This is a genomic window from Virgibacillus ndiopensis (assembly GCF_900187325.1).
Lineage (GTDB): Bacteria > Bacillota > Bacilli > Bacillales > Amphibacillaceae > Virgibacillus_E > Virgibacillus_E ndiopensis.
In genome coordinates, this window is the sequence record NZ_FZMZ01000006.1 from 446,860 (window position 1) to 462,028 (window position 15,169).

Annotated in this window: 16 protein-coding genes and 1 riboswitch; of the genes, 7 read left to right on the forward strand and 9 right to left on the reverse strand. The window is 38.5% G+C overall.

What is annotated here, in order from left to right:
• Nucleotides 1-15 precede the first annotated feature (15 nt).
• Complete coding sequence (locus CS937_RS14855) at nucleotides 16-738, reverse strand: hypothetical protein (protein ID WP_099159256.1); 723 nt, start codon at nucleotides 736-738, stop codon at nucleotides 16-18.
• Nucleotides 739-882: 144 nt separating this feature from the next.
• On the opposite strand from CS937_RS14855, the gene CS937_RS14860 reads away from it, so the two are divergent.
• The 4 genes from CS937_RS14860 (at nucleotide 883) to CS937_RS14875 (ending at nucleotide 5,057) form a co-directional block, all read left to right on the forward strand.
• Nucleotides 883-1,866, forward strand: coding sequence for a Gfo/Idh/MocA family protein (locus CS937_RS14860; RefSeq protein WP_099159257.1), 984 nt, complete (start codon nucleotides 883-885; stop codon nucleotides 1,864-1,866).
• 79 nt (nucleotides 1,867-1,945) lie between these two features.
• A riboswitch (TPP riboswitch) is annotated at nucleotides 1,946-2,059 on the forward strand.
• Nucleotides 2,060-2,298: 239 nt separating this feature from the next.
• Complete coding sequence (thiW, locus tag CS937_RS14865) at nucleotides 2,299-2,793, forward strand: energy coupling factor transporter S component ThiW (protein WP_099159258.1); 495 nt, start codon at nucleotides 2,299-2,301, stop codon at nucleotides 2,791-2,793.
• 11 nt (nucleotides 2,794-2,804) lie between these two features.
• Nucleotides 2,805-3,491, forward strand: coding sequence for a thiaminase II (gene tenA / locus CS937_RS14870; protein WP_099159259.1), 687 nt, complete (start codon nucleotides 2,805-2,807; stop codon nucleotides 3,489-3,491).
• 120 nt (nucleotides 3,492-3,611) lie between these two features.
• On the forward strand, nucleotides 3,612-5,057 hold the full coding sequence (locus CS937_RS14875) for an amidase (RefSeq protein WP_099159260.1): 1,446 nt from the start codon (nucleotides 3,612-3,614) through the stop codon (nucleotides 5,055-5,057).
• Between the two features lie 69 nt (nucleotides 5,058-5,126).
• On the opposite strand, the gene CS937_RS14880 is transcribed toward CS937_RS14875, so the two are convergent.
• Nucleotides 5,127-5,312 carry a hypothetical protein gene (locus tag CS937_RS14880; protein ID WP_099159261.1) on the reverse strand — a complete coding sequence of 62 codons (186 nt, stop codon included), beginning with the start codon at nucleotides 5,310-5,312 and terminating at the stop codon, nucleotides 5,127-5,129.
• A gap of 37 nt (nucleotides 5,313-5,349) precedes the next feature.
• Nucleotides 5,350-5,727, reverse strand: coding sequence for a PH domain-containing protein (locus tag CS937_RS14885; RefSeq protein WP_099159262.1), 378 nt, complete (start codon nucleotides 5,725-5,727; stop codon nucleotides 5,350-5,352).
• A 122-nt stretch (nucleotides 5,728-5,849) separates the two neighbouring features.
• On the opposite strand from CS937_RS14885, the gene CS937_RS14890 reads away from it, so the two are divergent.
• A complete protein-coding gene (locus CS937_RS14890) occupies nucleotides 5,850-6,566 on the forward strand; it encodes a sulfite exporter TauE/SafE family protein (protein ID WP_099159263.1) in 717 nt (238 codons plus the stop codon).
• 129 nt (nucleotides 6,567-6,695) lie between these two features.
• Nucleotides 6,696-6,785: a putative holin-like toxin gene (locus CS937_RS14895; RefSeq protein WP_281251915.1), complete on the forward strand. Its 90-nt coding sequence runs from the start codon at nucleotides 6,696-6,698 to the stop codon at nucleotides 6,783-6,785.
• A gap of 172 nt (nucleotides 6,786-6,957) precedes the next feature.
• On the opposite strand, the gene gntK is transcribed toward CS937_RS14895, so the two are convergent.
• The 6 genes from gntK to gnd form a co-directional block, all read right to left on the reverse strand.
• Nucleotides 6,958-8,511 carry a gluconokinase gene (gntK, locus tag CS937_RS14900; RefSeq protein ID WP_099159264.1) on the reverse strand — a complete coding sequence of 518 codons (1,554 nt, stop codon included), beginning with the start codon at nucleotides 8,509-8,511 and terminating at the stop codon, nucleotides 6,958-6,960.
• A 231-nt stretch (nucleotides 8,512-8,742) separates the two neighbouring features.
• Nucleotides 8,743-10,101, reverse strand: a complete 1,359-nt coding sequence (locus CS937_RS14905; RefSeq protein WP_099159265.1) for a GntP family permease — start codon at nucleotides 10,099-10,101, stop codon at nucleotides 8,743-8,745.
• Between the two features lie 67 nt (nucleotides 10,102-10,168).
• Nucleotides 10,169-11,317 carry a galactonate dehydratase gene (gene dgoD / locus CS937_RS14910; RefSeq protein ID WP_099159266.1) on the reverse strand — a complete coding sequence of 383 codons (1,149 nt, stop codon included), beginning with the start codon at nucleotides 11,315-11,317 and terminating at the stop codon, nucleotides 10,169-10,171.
• Nucleotides 11,318-11,319: 2 nt separating this feature from the next.
• Nucleotides 11,320-11,955 (reverse strand): bifunctional 4-hydroxy-2-oxoglutarate aldolase/2-dehydro-3-deoxy-phosphogluconate aldolase, encoded by a 636-nt coding sequence (locus CS937_RS14915; RefSeq protein WP_099159267.1) that lies wholly within the window; start codon nucleotides 11,953-11,955, stop codon nucleotides 11,320-11,322.
• Between the two features lie 12 nt (nucleotides 11,956-11,967).
• Nucleotides 11,968-12,921 (reverse strand): sugar kinase, encoded by a 954-nt coding sequence (locus tag CS937_RS14920; protein ID WP_099159268.1) that lies wholly within the window; start codon nucleotides 12,919-12,921, stop codon nucleotides 11,968-11,970.
• Between the two features lie 89 nt (nucleotides 12,922-13,010).
• Entirely contained in the window at nucleotides 13,011-13,907 is an 897-nt protein-coding gene (gene gnd, locus CS937_RS14925; protein WP_099159269.1) for a phosphogluconate dehydrogenase (NAD(+)-dependent, decarboxylating), read from the reverse strand.
• A gap of 139 nt (nucleotides 13,908-14,046) precedes the next feature.
• On the opposite strand from gnd, the gene CS937_RS14930 reads away from it, so the two are divergent.
• The gene (locus CS937_RS14930) at nucleotides 14,047-14,901 is read left to right on the forward strand and encodes a MurR/RpiR family transcriptional regulator (RefSeq protein ID WP_099159270.1); all 855 of its coding nucleotides are present in this window, start codon (nucleotides 14,047-14,049) and stop codon (nucleotides 14,899-14,901) included.
• The last annotated feature ends 268 nt before the right edge of the window (nucleotides 14,902-15,169 follow it).

The following is a 15,169-nucleotide window of genomic DNA, read 5'->3' on the forward strand; positions in this document are numbered from 1 at the left end:
CACCCCTTTTTGAGTTTATAGATAATCTAATTTTTCCATCGTTTTTTTCATATATTGCTGCCAGTAATTGAATCCAATGAGTGCCATTAGAATGGATAGTGTAGTGGATAAAAGTGGCCATTTTTTGGCGAATATAATTGTCCATTGAACAATTCCATGATCGGACACTAACTGAAAGATAGAGAAAATAAACATGGCACCGATTAGAAATAGAACTCCATAAATGATCATCGAAGTGTTATTTACTTTTTCACCTGCGTCACTAGCGGGAAAGATGTATCCAGCATATACCCCGAAAGATAACCAAATGATTGAAAATACACCGTAAGAAACTAAAGACATCAATTCTTGTAATTCCGGTGTTAGAAGGTATAAGGAAACTAATAAAGCAAGTTGGAATGGAAAAGCATAGACGAAATGTACAATAAATCTACTTTTAACAATTACTTGTTGTCTTACTGGAAGTTGCTTTAGCATTACTAATGAGGGCGATGCAAAAATCCCTTCATTAATTTTCTTATTTTGAAAATCCTTTGGTTTCGTCCAAATCATTGAAATAGTGAAAATGACGATAAAAAACACGTCAAATCCTGCAAAGTTTTTTTCTAAATAAGAACCTGCTGATGACACAATGAACAATACCATTAGGATGAAAAATAAAATTAAACCTAAAAAACTTTTTTTCGATGCATTTAATTCAAACCTTGCTAACCAAAAGGCCAGCTTCCAGTCCTGCATAATGGTAACTCCTTTCAAACTGTTATAGTGTGTATGTGTATATATACAGTTTATTTTATTTTGAAATGGAATGCAAGCTTTTTTTAAATAGATATAAAGATAGATAACTGGTAAAGTAATTGTATATAAGGGAGTGATCGGAAAATGAAGTATGGCACAATTGGAACAAGCTGGATTACAGATTCTTTTATAAAGGCTTCTAAAAAAATTAGTGATTTAACGCTTACAGCAGTATATTCACGATCAGAAGAGAAGGCGAGAAACTTTGCTGATACACATGGTGTAAAACATGCTTTTACCGATTTAGAACATATGGCAAAAAGTGATGTGATCGATTGTATTTATATTGCATCACCAAATTCGTTGCATTATGAACAAGCGATTCTATTTTTGAAGTACAAAAAACATATCATTTGTGAGAAACCAATTTTTTCGAATACGAAAGAGTTAAAAGAGGCATATAAAGTAGCGGAAGAGAATAATGTTTATTTATTTGAAGCCATTCGCAGTATACATGCACCTAATTTTAAACGATTAAAAGAAAATATGGCTGAAATTGGTAAGATGCGAAGTGCAATTTTGCATCAAGTTCGCTATTCATCTAAATATAACAGTTATTTAGCTGGTAATAACCCAAATATTTTCTCTGCCGAGTTTTCTGGTGGAGCACTAGTTGATATGGGAATTTATCCGCTTTATTTGGCAGTAGCTCTTTTTGGGGAACCTGATAGTGTATCGTATATAGCTACTAAATTGGACTCCGGAGTAGACGGTAGTGGAACTCTTGTCTTGAGTTATGCAGATTTTACTTGTACGATAATGTGTTCAAAAATAGTTACTTCGTATATTCCATGTGAAATTCATGGTGAAAGTGGAACATTTGTATTTGAAGATGTATCGAAAATAAATGAACTTAGATTGATTGACAATCAAACAAACCAGGTTACAACAATAGAGACACCTGATATTAAGGAAGATATGGTGTATGAGATTGGCAATTTTAGAAGAATTATAAAGACAAATAGTGTACAAGAATACGAGGAATTGAAGGAGCTTAGCCTAATTGTGCTATCCATTACTGAAGAAGCAAGAAGACAAAATGACATTGTGTATGATTGTGAGAGATAAGGAAATCGGAAAAATAAACGATGACAAGATGAAGTTAGTTTGGTAGGCTTAACTAAGCAAGCAAATTTCATAAACGAATTACAACTACTAGGGGTGCCCAGTAATGTGGGCTGAGAGGAGAGCGCGTGAGCTTTCTGACTCTTATCGACCTGATCTGGTTAATACCAGCGGAGGGAAGTAGTCATGATACATACGTCTATTTCCTATATCCATATCAAGTCAGTCCCATCTTTTGGTGCTGGCTTTTTTGTTTGCGATTTTATCCCGCCTTAACGGGCAGTAAATCCCTTAGCGAAAAGGTTCCAAAGAAATTAAAGGAAGTTAAGTGGGGTCAACTGCCCGTAAAGGTCCGATTCTGTTCAACTAACATTTAGTGGGGGAGAAAAGAACCCCCACTGAAAGAAGTTTCATTTTATTGAGAGGAGGGCTGTGATGGATCGTCGTACACGGTTACTTACAACTTTAGCTGTGTTTATTGCAATTGGAACAGTGGGTGCGCAATTACTATGGTTTCCTGCTGGCATTGCAAAAGCATATCCAGTTCAACATGCGGTGAATGTGATGGCTGCTATTACACTTGGACCTGTTCCAGCTGTGGTTATTGCATTTATGACAGGACTAATTCGCAATCTACTTGGGCTTGGAACATTATTGGCATTTCCAGGTGGGATGATTGGTGCATGTTTAGCTGGGGTGTTGTATAAATGGTTTGGTTATAAAATGCTTGCTGTCATGGGCGAAGTAATTGGAACTGGAATAATTGGAGCTCTTTTTGCTGTACCTTATGCCAACTTATTGATGGGAAGCTCACTCGGTGCTTTTGTATTTTTACCATCATTCTTGGTCAGCAGTATTTCAGGAGCATTTATTGGTTGGTTCGTTGTTATACGCGTGAAGCGTACAAATGTTTTACAAAATATATCATAGGAGGTTAAATAATGACATTTACAGACAATCTACGTAAAGAAAATGATGATGTATTTCAGGAGATCTTTAATCATTCTTTCGTACAAGGAATTGGTAAAGGGAATGTACCAAAAGAGGCATTGGCACATTATATTAAGGCTGATTATGAATACCTAAACGCATTTATGTACATTTACGGTATTGCAATCTCTAAGTCAGATAATCGAGATGATATTCAGTATTTCAATAGTCAAATTGATTTCGTTTTAAATAGTGAAATCCATCCACATAATAATTTTTGCGAGCACATTGGTGTTAGCTATGAAGAATTACAAGGTTACCCGCTACCGCCAACGGCAGATCACTATGTGAAGCATATGATGTATCATGCACACATGGGAAGACTGGGTGAAATTGTAGGTGCGTTGTTGCCATGCCCATGGACATATTTAGAGATTGGTAAGGAACTGATGAATTCATACAAGCCAACTATCGATCATCCTTTTTATAATTGGATTACATTTTATGCTGATGAACGAGTAGAAAATACAACATTGCAAATGCGAAAACGCTTGGATAATTTTGCTGCAAATGCTAGTAAAGAGGAACAAGAACAGATTAAAATTGCTTTTAGAAAAAGCTGTCAATTAGAGCTGGCATTTTGGGAAATGGCATATACCTGTGAAAAATGGCCAGTTGGTGACTATGTGAAGATGTGAATGTTCGGGGATGTTTTCTCTTGAGGGAAGCATCCTTTTTTTCGAATTATAGAGAAATGCTAATCTTGTCGAAACATGCTAAGCTATAAGTAAACTTATCTATAAACTAGAGGTGTAACTATGTTAAAAAATACGACTGCATTTGATCTCGCTCAGAACGTAAAGGCAAAAGAAATCTCACCTGTGGAAATTTTAGATTACTATCTAGAACGTGTGGATAAATATAATCCAAGTATTAACGCTTTTGTCACATTAAATGAACATGCAAGAGAGGAAGCAAAAGAAGCTGAAGCAGCATTACTTAGTGGGGAGGAAATAGGTGCGCTTCATGGTGTTCCTGTTGCGATTAAGGATTTAACCCCAACAAAAGGAATCAAAACAACGTTCGGCTCAAAGGCTTTTGAAAATAATGTGCCTGAACGTGATGCAACAATTGTCCAACGTTTAAAAGATGCAGGTGCGATAGTAATAGGTAAAACAAATACACCTGATTTTGGACATAAAGGAACAACGGATAACTTGGTATTTGGTGCGACGAAAAACCCTTGGAACAAAGAAAAAACGTCGGGAGGTTCAAGTGGTGGATCTGCCGCGGCAGTTGCAGCTGAGTTAGTACCATTTGCAGAGGGTAGTGATGGAGGAGGTTCTATTCGTATTCCAGCAAGCTTTTGTGGTGTTTATGGCTTTAAACCAACGTATGGTCGAATCCCCATGGATAATAACTTAGCTAACGTATTCGGTTCCAATAATCCGTTTGTTAATCATGGACCACTAACACATTCAGTTAGGGATGCTGCATTATTTGTTGATGTAACGCAAGGATACAGCCCAACAGACCCATTTTCATTGCCAACATCGAACGAGAAATTAATCGATCAAATTGATGGTAGTTTGCAAGGAATAAAGATTGCTTATACAAAAGATTTTGGCATGTATACCGTGGACCCTGAAGTTGAACAGGTCATCGATGAGCAAATAGCTAAATGGCGTGCTTTAGGATGTGAAGTAGAAGAAGTATCAATGGATTTCGGCATGACATTACACGAATTCCTCGGTTTTTTCAAAAATATGTGGTATGCAGCAGCGGCAGCTGGAGGGGCATCAATGTTTAAGGAACATCCAGAATGGTTAACCCCGTCTTACCAATTAATGATTGAACGAGGATTTGATATAACAACTAGTGAATATATTAATTACCAGCAGAAACGATCAAAGGTGTGGAACGTTTTACAAGAGTATTATAAAAAATACGATCTTATTATGTCACCAACGCTGGCTGTGCCATCATTTGATTATCAATTATTAGGGCCAAAGACGATCAAAGGAAAAGAAATAGAAGCGGATTCTGACTGGATGATGACACACATATATAATATGACTGGACTTCCAGCTGCATCGATACCAGCAGGTTTTACAAAAAGTGGACTGCCAATTGGTATGCAACTTGCTGGGAACCGTTTTATGGATGGTCTTGTACTGATCGCAAGCCGTGAGTTTGAGAAATTAGTTGGTGGTTTTGATTTGGTGGATTTAGATACTAGTAAGAAGGATATAAGATCGTTTTAGGAGTAAGAAGCTAATTGAATTCGGTTTCTTTTTATAAAAATAAAGGAGTCGAGATTATCTTTCGACTCCTTAATAATAATCAAAAATATTTCCAATTAATCTTAAAAAGCCTCTTGCCAACCATAAAATTAATCGGAAAGGTAAGAGTAACAATTCTGGTATCCAAAGCAATATATCAACCAGAATGTTCCAAAACGACGATTGATCTAACTTATTTTGCTTTCGTTGTTTTCTTTTTTCACGCCATCTTCTCAATAGATTCACTCCTAATCCTTAAACTAGGAAACGATTACTATTCACAAACGTACGCTGCTAAAACACTCTGCACCTTATAAATATTCAACTGTTTGTTAAATGTTTTTTCAATTGGAGTAGCTGTCCCCGAAATCCATATTTTTAGTTCCGCTTCCAAATCAAATGTTCCGGCTGTTTCTATTGAAAAGTGCGTAATATTTTTGTATGGAATGGAATGATACTCGACCTTTTTGCCTGTCATACCTTGCTTGTCTACAAGCATTAATCGCTTGTTCGTGAATACCATTAAGTCACGGATTAATTTATAAGCATGCTCAACTTGTTCAGATGGAGCAAAAAGTTCAGTTAGTTCCTTTTCAACTTTACTTGTGTCAACCTCGGATGCATTTCCCATCATACTATCGAAAATACCCATGAAAATTACCTCCTTTAAAGTATACCTATAGTATATCAAAAGAAGTAAGAGTGATAAGAGGATTTCAGATAATAATCTGTTAAACTAAAGAGGCGTTACAATTCAGGTAGTAGGTGTTATCAATGGATTCAATCGTTTTGTTTTCAATTATTATATTGGTTGCTGCCACCCTTCAAACAAGTACTGGCTTTGGTTTCTCTATCATGGCAACACCGTTTTTGCTGTTGATTTTTGAACCACGGGAAGCCATTCAGATCAATTTAATCGCATCACTCGTTATTTCATGTGCACTTATTGCAAAAGTAAGAAATGACATTGAGATTGGCATCCTAAAAAGGTTTATTTCAGGTAGTCTCGCGGGCTTGCCGGTGGGAATTACAATTTTTTTAATCATGGATATGACATTGCTAAAGCTTAGCATTAGTATATTAATTTTACTGTTAACCATGTTGTTAATCCTAAATTTCCGCATTAATCAAACATCGAAACGGGATTTTTCTATAGGTGCGTTTTCTGGTGCACTCACAACTAGTATTGGCATGCCTGGTCCACCCATTTTGTTGTACTTTTCAGGAACGAATGCATCCAAGGAAAAATTAAGAGGAACTACTTTAGCATTTTACTTGTTCATTTATTTAATAAGCCTACTTGTTCAAATTATGTTTGCAGGAACCACGGTAGAAATTTGGCAAACAAGTGCGATGGCATTACCGTTAGTTGTTAGTGGATTAATTTTAGGACAATTGATATTCAAGCATATTAATCAACAAATTTTCCGCTTCATCACATACCTATTATTGGTTTTTACGGGGTTTTATTTATTGCTTCAACAGCTTTAGGAATATTGTAGGATTTGTGCGAATGTTCATTCTTAATGTATAGAATAAATGTTATACTGTAAGCAGATAATGTTCTTTTAGGGACGGGTCGGCTAACCCTTTTGTTTAAAGGGGGTGATGCCTCTGAGCATGTATGAAGTGATGACGATTCTGTATGGTTTCGGTACCTTCTTGATTGCATTGCTCGCATTGATCATAACTATGATCAATAAAAAATAGACCCCCCTATTAGCCCTGATAAGTTATTAGGGTGAGGTCTATTCGCTATGAATGGCCGATCCCCCTGGGGGAACCGCTTATCGAAGGACCGCAGTTATTGCTGCGGTCTTTTATTATATTTTTTATTCATTTAGAGTATACCATATTCCTAACAGACTGAAAACATTACATTCTATTTTACTTCGCCCAAATGTTTCCGCTGAAAGCTTGCGATACTTTCATACTCATCCTGGAGCATACGTGACAACCGAATATAAATCGGCAAGAGCTCACGGTATACATTTGTAGTTTCTTCGTTTGGATAATGTGTATTCGTGTTTCCAACCATTTCAGAAATAATACGAAAGTCATCAATTTCTCCCATTGCATACATACCTAAAACAACTGCACCTAAGCAAGAACTTTCATAGCTTTCCGGAACAATTACCGGTTTGTCGAAGATGTCGGTCATTAATTGACGCCACATTTCTGAACGTGCAAAGCCGCCTGTTGCCTGAATTCGCTTTGGTTCTCCAGTTAGCTCCTCAAGTGCAAGTAGAACTGTATATAAATTGTAAATGGTTCCTTCTAGCACAGCTCTTATCATGTGTTGTTTTTTATGATGAATACTTAAACCAAAAAATGAACCGCGTGCATTTGCATCCCATAATGGTGCACGTTCCCCAGTCATATAGGGATGAAAAATTAATCCGTCTGATCCAGGATTTACTCCTGAAGCAATTTTAGTTAAAACGTCATAAGGATCAATATCCAATCGTTTGGCAGTTTCCACCTCAGCTGCAGCAAACTCATCGCGGAGCCAGCGTAAAATAATTCCGCCATTGTTAACCGGTCCGCCAATTACCCAGTGATTTTCCGTAAGCGCATAACAGAAAATTCTCCCCTTTGGATCTGTTTTAGGTTGATCATAGACCGTACGAATTGCTCCGCTAGTTCCAATTGTAACGGCAATGACGCCTGGATCGATAGCGTTAACACCAAGATTGGAAAGAACACCATCGCTGGCACCGATAATAAAAGGTGTATCACTATCAATGCCCATGAAATTTTTATACGCTTGTTTAACACCGATTAGTTGGTAGGTTGTTGGTACAATATCAGAAAGCTTGTCAGGTGTTACACCAGCTAGCTGTAATGCCTCTTTATCCCAATCCAGTGATTGTAAATTAAACAATCCAGTTGCAGAAGCAATGGAGTAATCCACAACATACCTTCCGAACAATTTCTGAAATACATATTCTTTGATTGAAATGAATTTTGCAGCTTTGCTAAAAATCACAGGCTTTTCTGACTGCATCCATATTAATTTGGAAAGGGGAGACATGGCATGAATAGGTGTCCCTGTTCGTAAATAGATTTCATGACCATTGTGTTCTTCTTTAATTTTTTTTGCATATTCAGCACTTCTCGTATCTGCCCAGGTAATGCTATTTGTTAACAAATCCCCGTTTTTATCAACAGCAATTAAACTATGCATAGCTGAGCTGAATGAAATAAAGTTTAAGTGATTTGATTCTATACCGCCTTTACGTATTGTTTCTCTAATTGATCCGAGTACGGCATCGAATATTTCAATTGGATCTTGTTCAGCCACAAGTGGATTAGGAGTATGTAATGGGTAGTTAATGGTGTGATTTGCTACTACTTCGCCATTTTTCGTATATAAAACGGATTTTGTGCTTGTTGTTCCAATATCAACACCTAAGTAATATGATTTCTGTGTCATTGGTTCTCCTCCTGTTGATTGTTTTTTGCTGTTTTTGTTAAGGTAAGTGTTAATATTTAGCCCCTCCTGAGCATCTATTAAAGTTATACAGTACAAAACAATTAATTGCCTTATTTTTAATGCGAAAAAGGAAAAAGGCGGTAGTATACCTTTTTCAATTAATGTATCCATACTAGTATGAGGTTATCCAAATAGGGACAAGGCTACTTTACCCTGTCCCATCATCTACTATTATATAAACATACTTACAATTAATGACATTCCAAATCCAACTAATGCAATAATTGTCTCCATTACTGTCCAGGACTTCAGTGTGTCTTTCTCTGACAAGCCTAGGAAACGGTTAACCAACCAGAAGCCTGAATCGTTAACATGGGAAGCGATTGTGGCACCTGAAGCAATCGTAATAACAAGTAATGCTAATATTGGTCCTTCAAGGCCAAGTGTATTGATTACCGGTGTAATCAGACTTGCAGCAGTAACCATTGCGACGGTTGCAGATCCTTGTGCAATTCTTACCGCAGAAGCAACAAGAAATGCAAATACAAGAACCGGGATGTTTAGATTTGTCATGGTATCAGCGATAACATCACCGATACCAGTTTCGACCAATACTTGACCGAAAACGCCACCTGCACCTGTAATCAAAATGATAATACCTGCAGGCTCCAATGATTTGGTTGCAATATCCTGTATTTCCGATTTTGAATAACCTCGTCGTGTTCCCAAAAGATAGAATGTCAGTAAAGCTGTGATTGTCAATGCAACTCCTGGATTACCAATAAAGGTTAAAGCAGTTCTTAATGAACTGTCTTCAGCCAATGATGCGCTGGCAAATGTATTAAGTAATATTAGGAATAATGGCAACAATATTAAGGATGCAATCATTTTGAAGCTTGGCAGCTCCTTATCATATTGTTTACCCCTTGCTTCCTCTGCCATATTCTTCAACATTTCTTTTGGCACTTCAACATGAATTTTCTTGGAAATGTACGTTCCAAAAACCGGACCGGCTAAGATCGCAGCGGGAATACCTGCAATCAAACCGAACAGAATGACCCATCCAATATTGGCATCTAGTAACGAGGCAACAGCAATTGGTCCCGGAGTAGGCGGAACAAAACTGTGTGTTACGGCTAAACCGGCAAGTAAAGGAATAGCAAAGTACAGTAATGACTTCTTCGTTTTCTGTGCCAGACTATATAAGATAGGTACTAAAATTACAAATGCAACATCAAGAAATACTGGGATCGAAATGATAAAACCGGTCAGCATCAGTGCCCAGTTGACACGCTTTTCTCCAAACTTATCCATAAGTGTCATCGCAAGTCGCTCTGCACCGCCAGAAACCTTCAGAATTTCCCCAAACATAGACCCGACACCGATAATGACGGCGATCTCGGCTACTGTTCCGCCCATACCATCATTGACTGCCTGTAAAATCTTCTCCGGGCTCATTCCAGACAATAGCCCGATAATGTAACTGACAACAAGCAATGCGATAAATGCTTGCAATTTTGTCCGTATAACAAGGAATAACAATAATGCTACTCCAAATACCGCTAGTAAAATCAATCCTAATGTAGACATAAAATTTCTCCCCCTCTGTTTGTTTAAATAGGTATTATAAATCCTTTATTATGATGAAGGCGCAAGCTTACCATTCGGCAACTGTTCCATCTTTATGTCGCCAAACAGGGTTTTTCCACTGGTGACCATCTTTGGCGGCTGCTTTGACTCGCTCTTCATCGATTTCGATTCCCAGACCGATCCCTTGAGGTATTTTTACGGATCCATCCTCGTATTCAAATACCTTAGGATTTATCAAATAGTCTAAAAGATCACTGCCCTGGTTGTAATGGATCCCAAGACTTTGCTCTTGAATAATACAATTTGGTGTACATGCATCCAGCTGTAGTGAGGCAGCAAGATTAATTGGACCCAGCGGTGCATGCGGTGCGACCGCAACATCAAAGCTTTCTGCCATTGCTGCAATTTTTTTCGCCTCAAGGATTCCACCTGTGTGCGACAGATCAGGCTGAATGATATCTACAACCCCATCGGTGAGCATTTGTTTAAAACCCCATCGTGTGTAGTTGCGCTCACCTGTTGCAATTGGTGTAGTTGTGTGGTTTGCGATCTCACGGAAAGCCTCAAGGTTTTCGGCAAGAACCGGTTCCTCAATAAACATTGGTCGATATGGTTCGAGTTCCTTTACTAGAATTTTGGCCATGGCCTTATGTACACGGCCATGAAAATCGATTCCAATCCCAAAGTCATTACCTACAGCATCACGTATAGCTGCAACCCTGCTGACAGCAGCGTCCACTTTTGTGTAACTGTCAATATAATTCATTTCCTCGGTTCCATTCATCTTAATGGCTGTAAATCCGGCATCGGCTTTTTCCTTGGCAGCAGCTCCAACATCTTGCGGTCGATCCCCGCCAATCCATGAATATACCTGAATGTCATCCCGGACAGCCCCGCCCAGCATCTCGTATACCGGCATGTTGTAAAATTTTCCTTTAATATCCCAGAGTGCCTGCTCAATTCCGGAAATCGCACTCATCAATATTGGACCACCGCGATAAAATCCACCACGATATAATACCTGGAAATGATCTTCAATTTTACGTGGATCTTTTCCAATTAAATAATCCATCAATTCTGTAACACATGCCGCAACAGAATGGGTGCGGCCTTCAATAATTGGTTCACCCAATCCATTGAGTCCTTCATCCGTTTCAATTTTTAAAAAAAGCCAGCGCGGTTGTATCTGATAGAGCTTAAAATCAGTAATTTTCATCGTCACACATCCTTTATCGTATCTACAAATTGTTTCGCCGTTTCGGTTATATTCTCTAGTGCAGCTTTATCTAAAGGCTGTTTCGTATTAATGAGTGAACCACCTAACCCGGCAGCTACGGCACCATTGTCGAAATACTGTTTAATATTCGATAGGTCCACACCACCTGTTGGCATAAGCGGGATATAAGGCAATGGTCCGTGAATATCTTTTATATAGCTTGGCCCCATAACACCTGCTGGGAATACTTTAATAAGATCTGCGCCATGCTCATACGCTGTTAAAATTTCAGTCGGTGTCATTGCCCCAGGTATACTCACTACACCATACCGCTTCGTCATTTTGATCGTTTCGGTATTAACGGTAGGTGAAAAGATGAACTGAGCACCTGCCATTATCGCCGTTTTGGCTGATTCTGGATCTAAAACAGTACCTGCGCCGACAATCATTTGCCCATTAAATTTTTCATGTAGTCGTCGGATAACGGTGTCCACATTTGGTGTGTCCATCGTTATTTCCATGATGCGGATACCACCATTAACGAGTGCATCACCAATTGATAAGATATTGTCCGGGTCTGCACCACGTACGACAGCAACCAGTTTATTGTCCATGATTTTTTGCAATGTTTCGTTCATATGAAAACCTCCTTATCGTTCGACGTCATCTCTAACCTTGCTATTCATAAAGTCTTGAAGTCTATCTCGCTCAGGTAATCCCTCGACATCACCTTCAGCCATTGTCACCATTGCTCCGACAGCATTTCCCCTGCTAACCGATTCTTTCAATCCTATTCCATCAATTAGCCCGGAAAGCACTCCTGCTGAAAACCCATCCCCTGCTCCAACTGGATCTACTACCTGGGAAACTTGGAACCCATCTACATAATCTTCCGTTTTTTCCGATAAAACGTATGCACCATTTTTACCTAATTTCATGATGACCGTTGCTGCGCCACGCTCATAAAAGCGGTGGGCCAATTCCTCTACTTCCAATTTACCGAATAAAAACGTTGCCTCGTCAATTCCTGGAAGCACGATGTCGGCTTTCGATACAAACTCAAGTAGAACCTTTCTTGCTTTCTCTTCATCCCATAACTTCCTTCTCAAATTGGGATCGAATACTACTTTTACACCGTTTTTTCTAGCATAATCAATCGCGGTTAAAGCGGTTTCATAGCAATCCGAACTAAGTGCGGGTGTAATTCCTGTCACATGCAGATACTTAGCCTTCTCAATATACGATTCATCCAAATCCGTCAGCTTCATTTGACTTGCAGCTGAGTTGGCGCGATAATACTTCACTCTCCACTCGTTAGCAGTTAGCTTTTCCTTGAAAAATAGACCAGTGTTTGCCGAATCGTCAAAAGTTACCCTGCTGACATCGACACCCTCACCTCGGATAAATGAATGGACTTTTCTGCCCAACTCATCATTGCCAAGGCGACTAATCCATCCTGCACGATGCCCCAGTCTTGCTAATCCAATCGCAACATTGGATTCTGCACCCGCCACTCTTGTAGAAAAGCTATTAGCATAACGCATAAGTCCAGTACTTTGAGGTGTTAGCAATACCATTGTTTCCCCTAAAGTAATAACATCCATTCCTGACATCACCTTCTAAATTTACGATCTGTTTGCAGGATAGACGGTACTTGAAAAGTCTATCCTGCCTTCTTCATCAAGTCATTATTTTACTTTTTCAATACATCGTGTCCGCCAAACTCATTCCGTAATGCAGCGACAACTTTACCTGAAAAAGTATCATCTTCAAGCGAACGATAACGCATCATCAATGAAAGTGCGATAACTGGTGCAGCAGCTTGTAAATCAAGAGCAGTTTCAACAGTCCATTTTCCTTCACCAGATGAATTCATCACACCACGTATATCATGAAGTTTTGCATCCTTTGAAAAGGCACTTTCAATCAGTTCCATAAGCCACGAACGAATAACGGATCCGTTATTCCAAACTTTAGCGACGCTTTCATAGTCGTAATCGAATTCACTTTTGTTTAAGATTTCAAAGCCTTCCGCAATGGATTGCATCATACCATATTCAATACCATTGTGAACCATTTTTAAAAAGTGTCCACTTCCGGTTTTTCCTGTGTAAAGATAACCATTTTCTACGGTAACGTCTTTAAAAAGTTGCTCAATTTCAGAGAACTTTTCTTTGTCTCCACCGATCATTGTACAAGCACCATTTCTTGCCCCGTCTGTTCCACCACTTGTGCCGCAATCAAAGAAATAAATTCCCTTTTCCTTTAAAGCATCACCTCGACGAAGTGTATCCTTGTAATTTGAATTACCGCCATCGATTAGCATATCTTCAGCTTCAAGTAATGGAACTAATTCATTGATAACTGATTCCGTGATATCACCAGCTGGAACCATCAACCATACTGTTCTAGGCTTCGGAAGACTTTTTACAAGGTCTTCTATGGAGTTTGAAAATGTAAAGTTATTATTGCTAACGCTTTCAGCAGTAGCTAAATTATTATCGTAACCAACGACTTCGTGGTCGTGGTCCATTAAGTTTAATGCTAAGTTTAGACCCATTTTTCCTAGGCCAACCATACCTATTCTCATGATGTCCTCCTCTTTATAGAAGAATATTTTTTCATTTGATTATCATTATATCAAATATTTTTCCGTTTACAATGTTTTTAAAAGAATTTTTTTCATATATAATAAAGCTATAGACAATAAGTATAAGGGGAAACTGCCAATGGTTAACGAGAAGCAACACGGTTTAGCAAGCATCCGAAGTAATTACGGTAAATTTAGTACGAAAGAAAAGAAAATTGCTGATTACATTTTACATAATCCCCAAAATATCATTCACCATACAATCAATCAGGTGTCAGATGACTTGGGAGTTGCGGAATCAACAGTGTTTCGATTTTGTCAGCGAATTGGCTTTAAAGGCTATCAAGCATTGAAAATTTCACTTGCCGCTGAGATTGTTACACCAATGAAAGATATTCATGAAAAAATTAACGAAGGGGATAGTATTGGGACCGTTTCTGAAAAAGTATTTCGGTCGAACATGAAAACAATCGAGGATACCTTGCACATTATAGATGCAAATGCAATTGAACAAGCGGTTGAGATGATATTAGGGGCTGAAAAAGTTGAATTTTATGGAAATGGTGGGTCGGCCCTTGTCGCATTAGATGCCTTCCATAAATTTATTCGCAGTGGTATTCAAGTAAATTCTAATCTTGATTCCCACATGCAGCTTATGTCTGCATCTCAATTAACAGATGAAGATGTTGCAGTATTGATTTCGCACTCTGGCTCTACAAAAGACATGCTGGACGTTTTGCAGGTTTTAAAAGAAAAAGGTGTTAAGACAATCGCCATAACAAATTTCGCGAAGTCACCTTTGACAAAGGAAGCAGATATTTCATTATATACGATCGCGGAAGAAACAGATTTCCGTTCAGAGGCACTATCATCAAGGATCGGACAACTAAGTATTATTGACGCATTGTATACAAATGTCATGATCGCTAGAAAAGAGAATGGGAAAGAGGCATTACAAAATATGCGGAAGGCTATTTCGTTGAAGCGTTTGTAAATAATGCGAACGCTTGCTCCTTTTGTTAGAGGTGGATGTTATAATGAGCAAAGATAATGTTCTTTTAGGGTCGGTCGGCTAATCCTTTTTTGAATAAGGGGGTGATGCCAATGAATATGTATGAAATGTTGATGGTGTTATTTAATTTTGGCACCTTATTGATTGCATTGCTAGTTTGGTCATGATAATGATCAATAAAGTGAAACTTCATTCAGTGGGGGGTACTGCCCGTTAAGGCGGGATAAAAAAAAGACCCAAAAACTTCTTA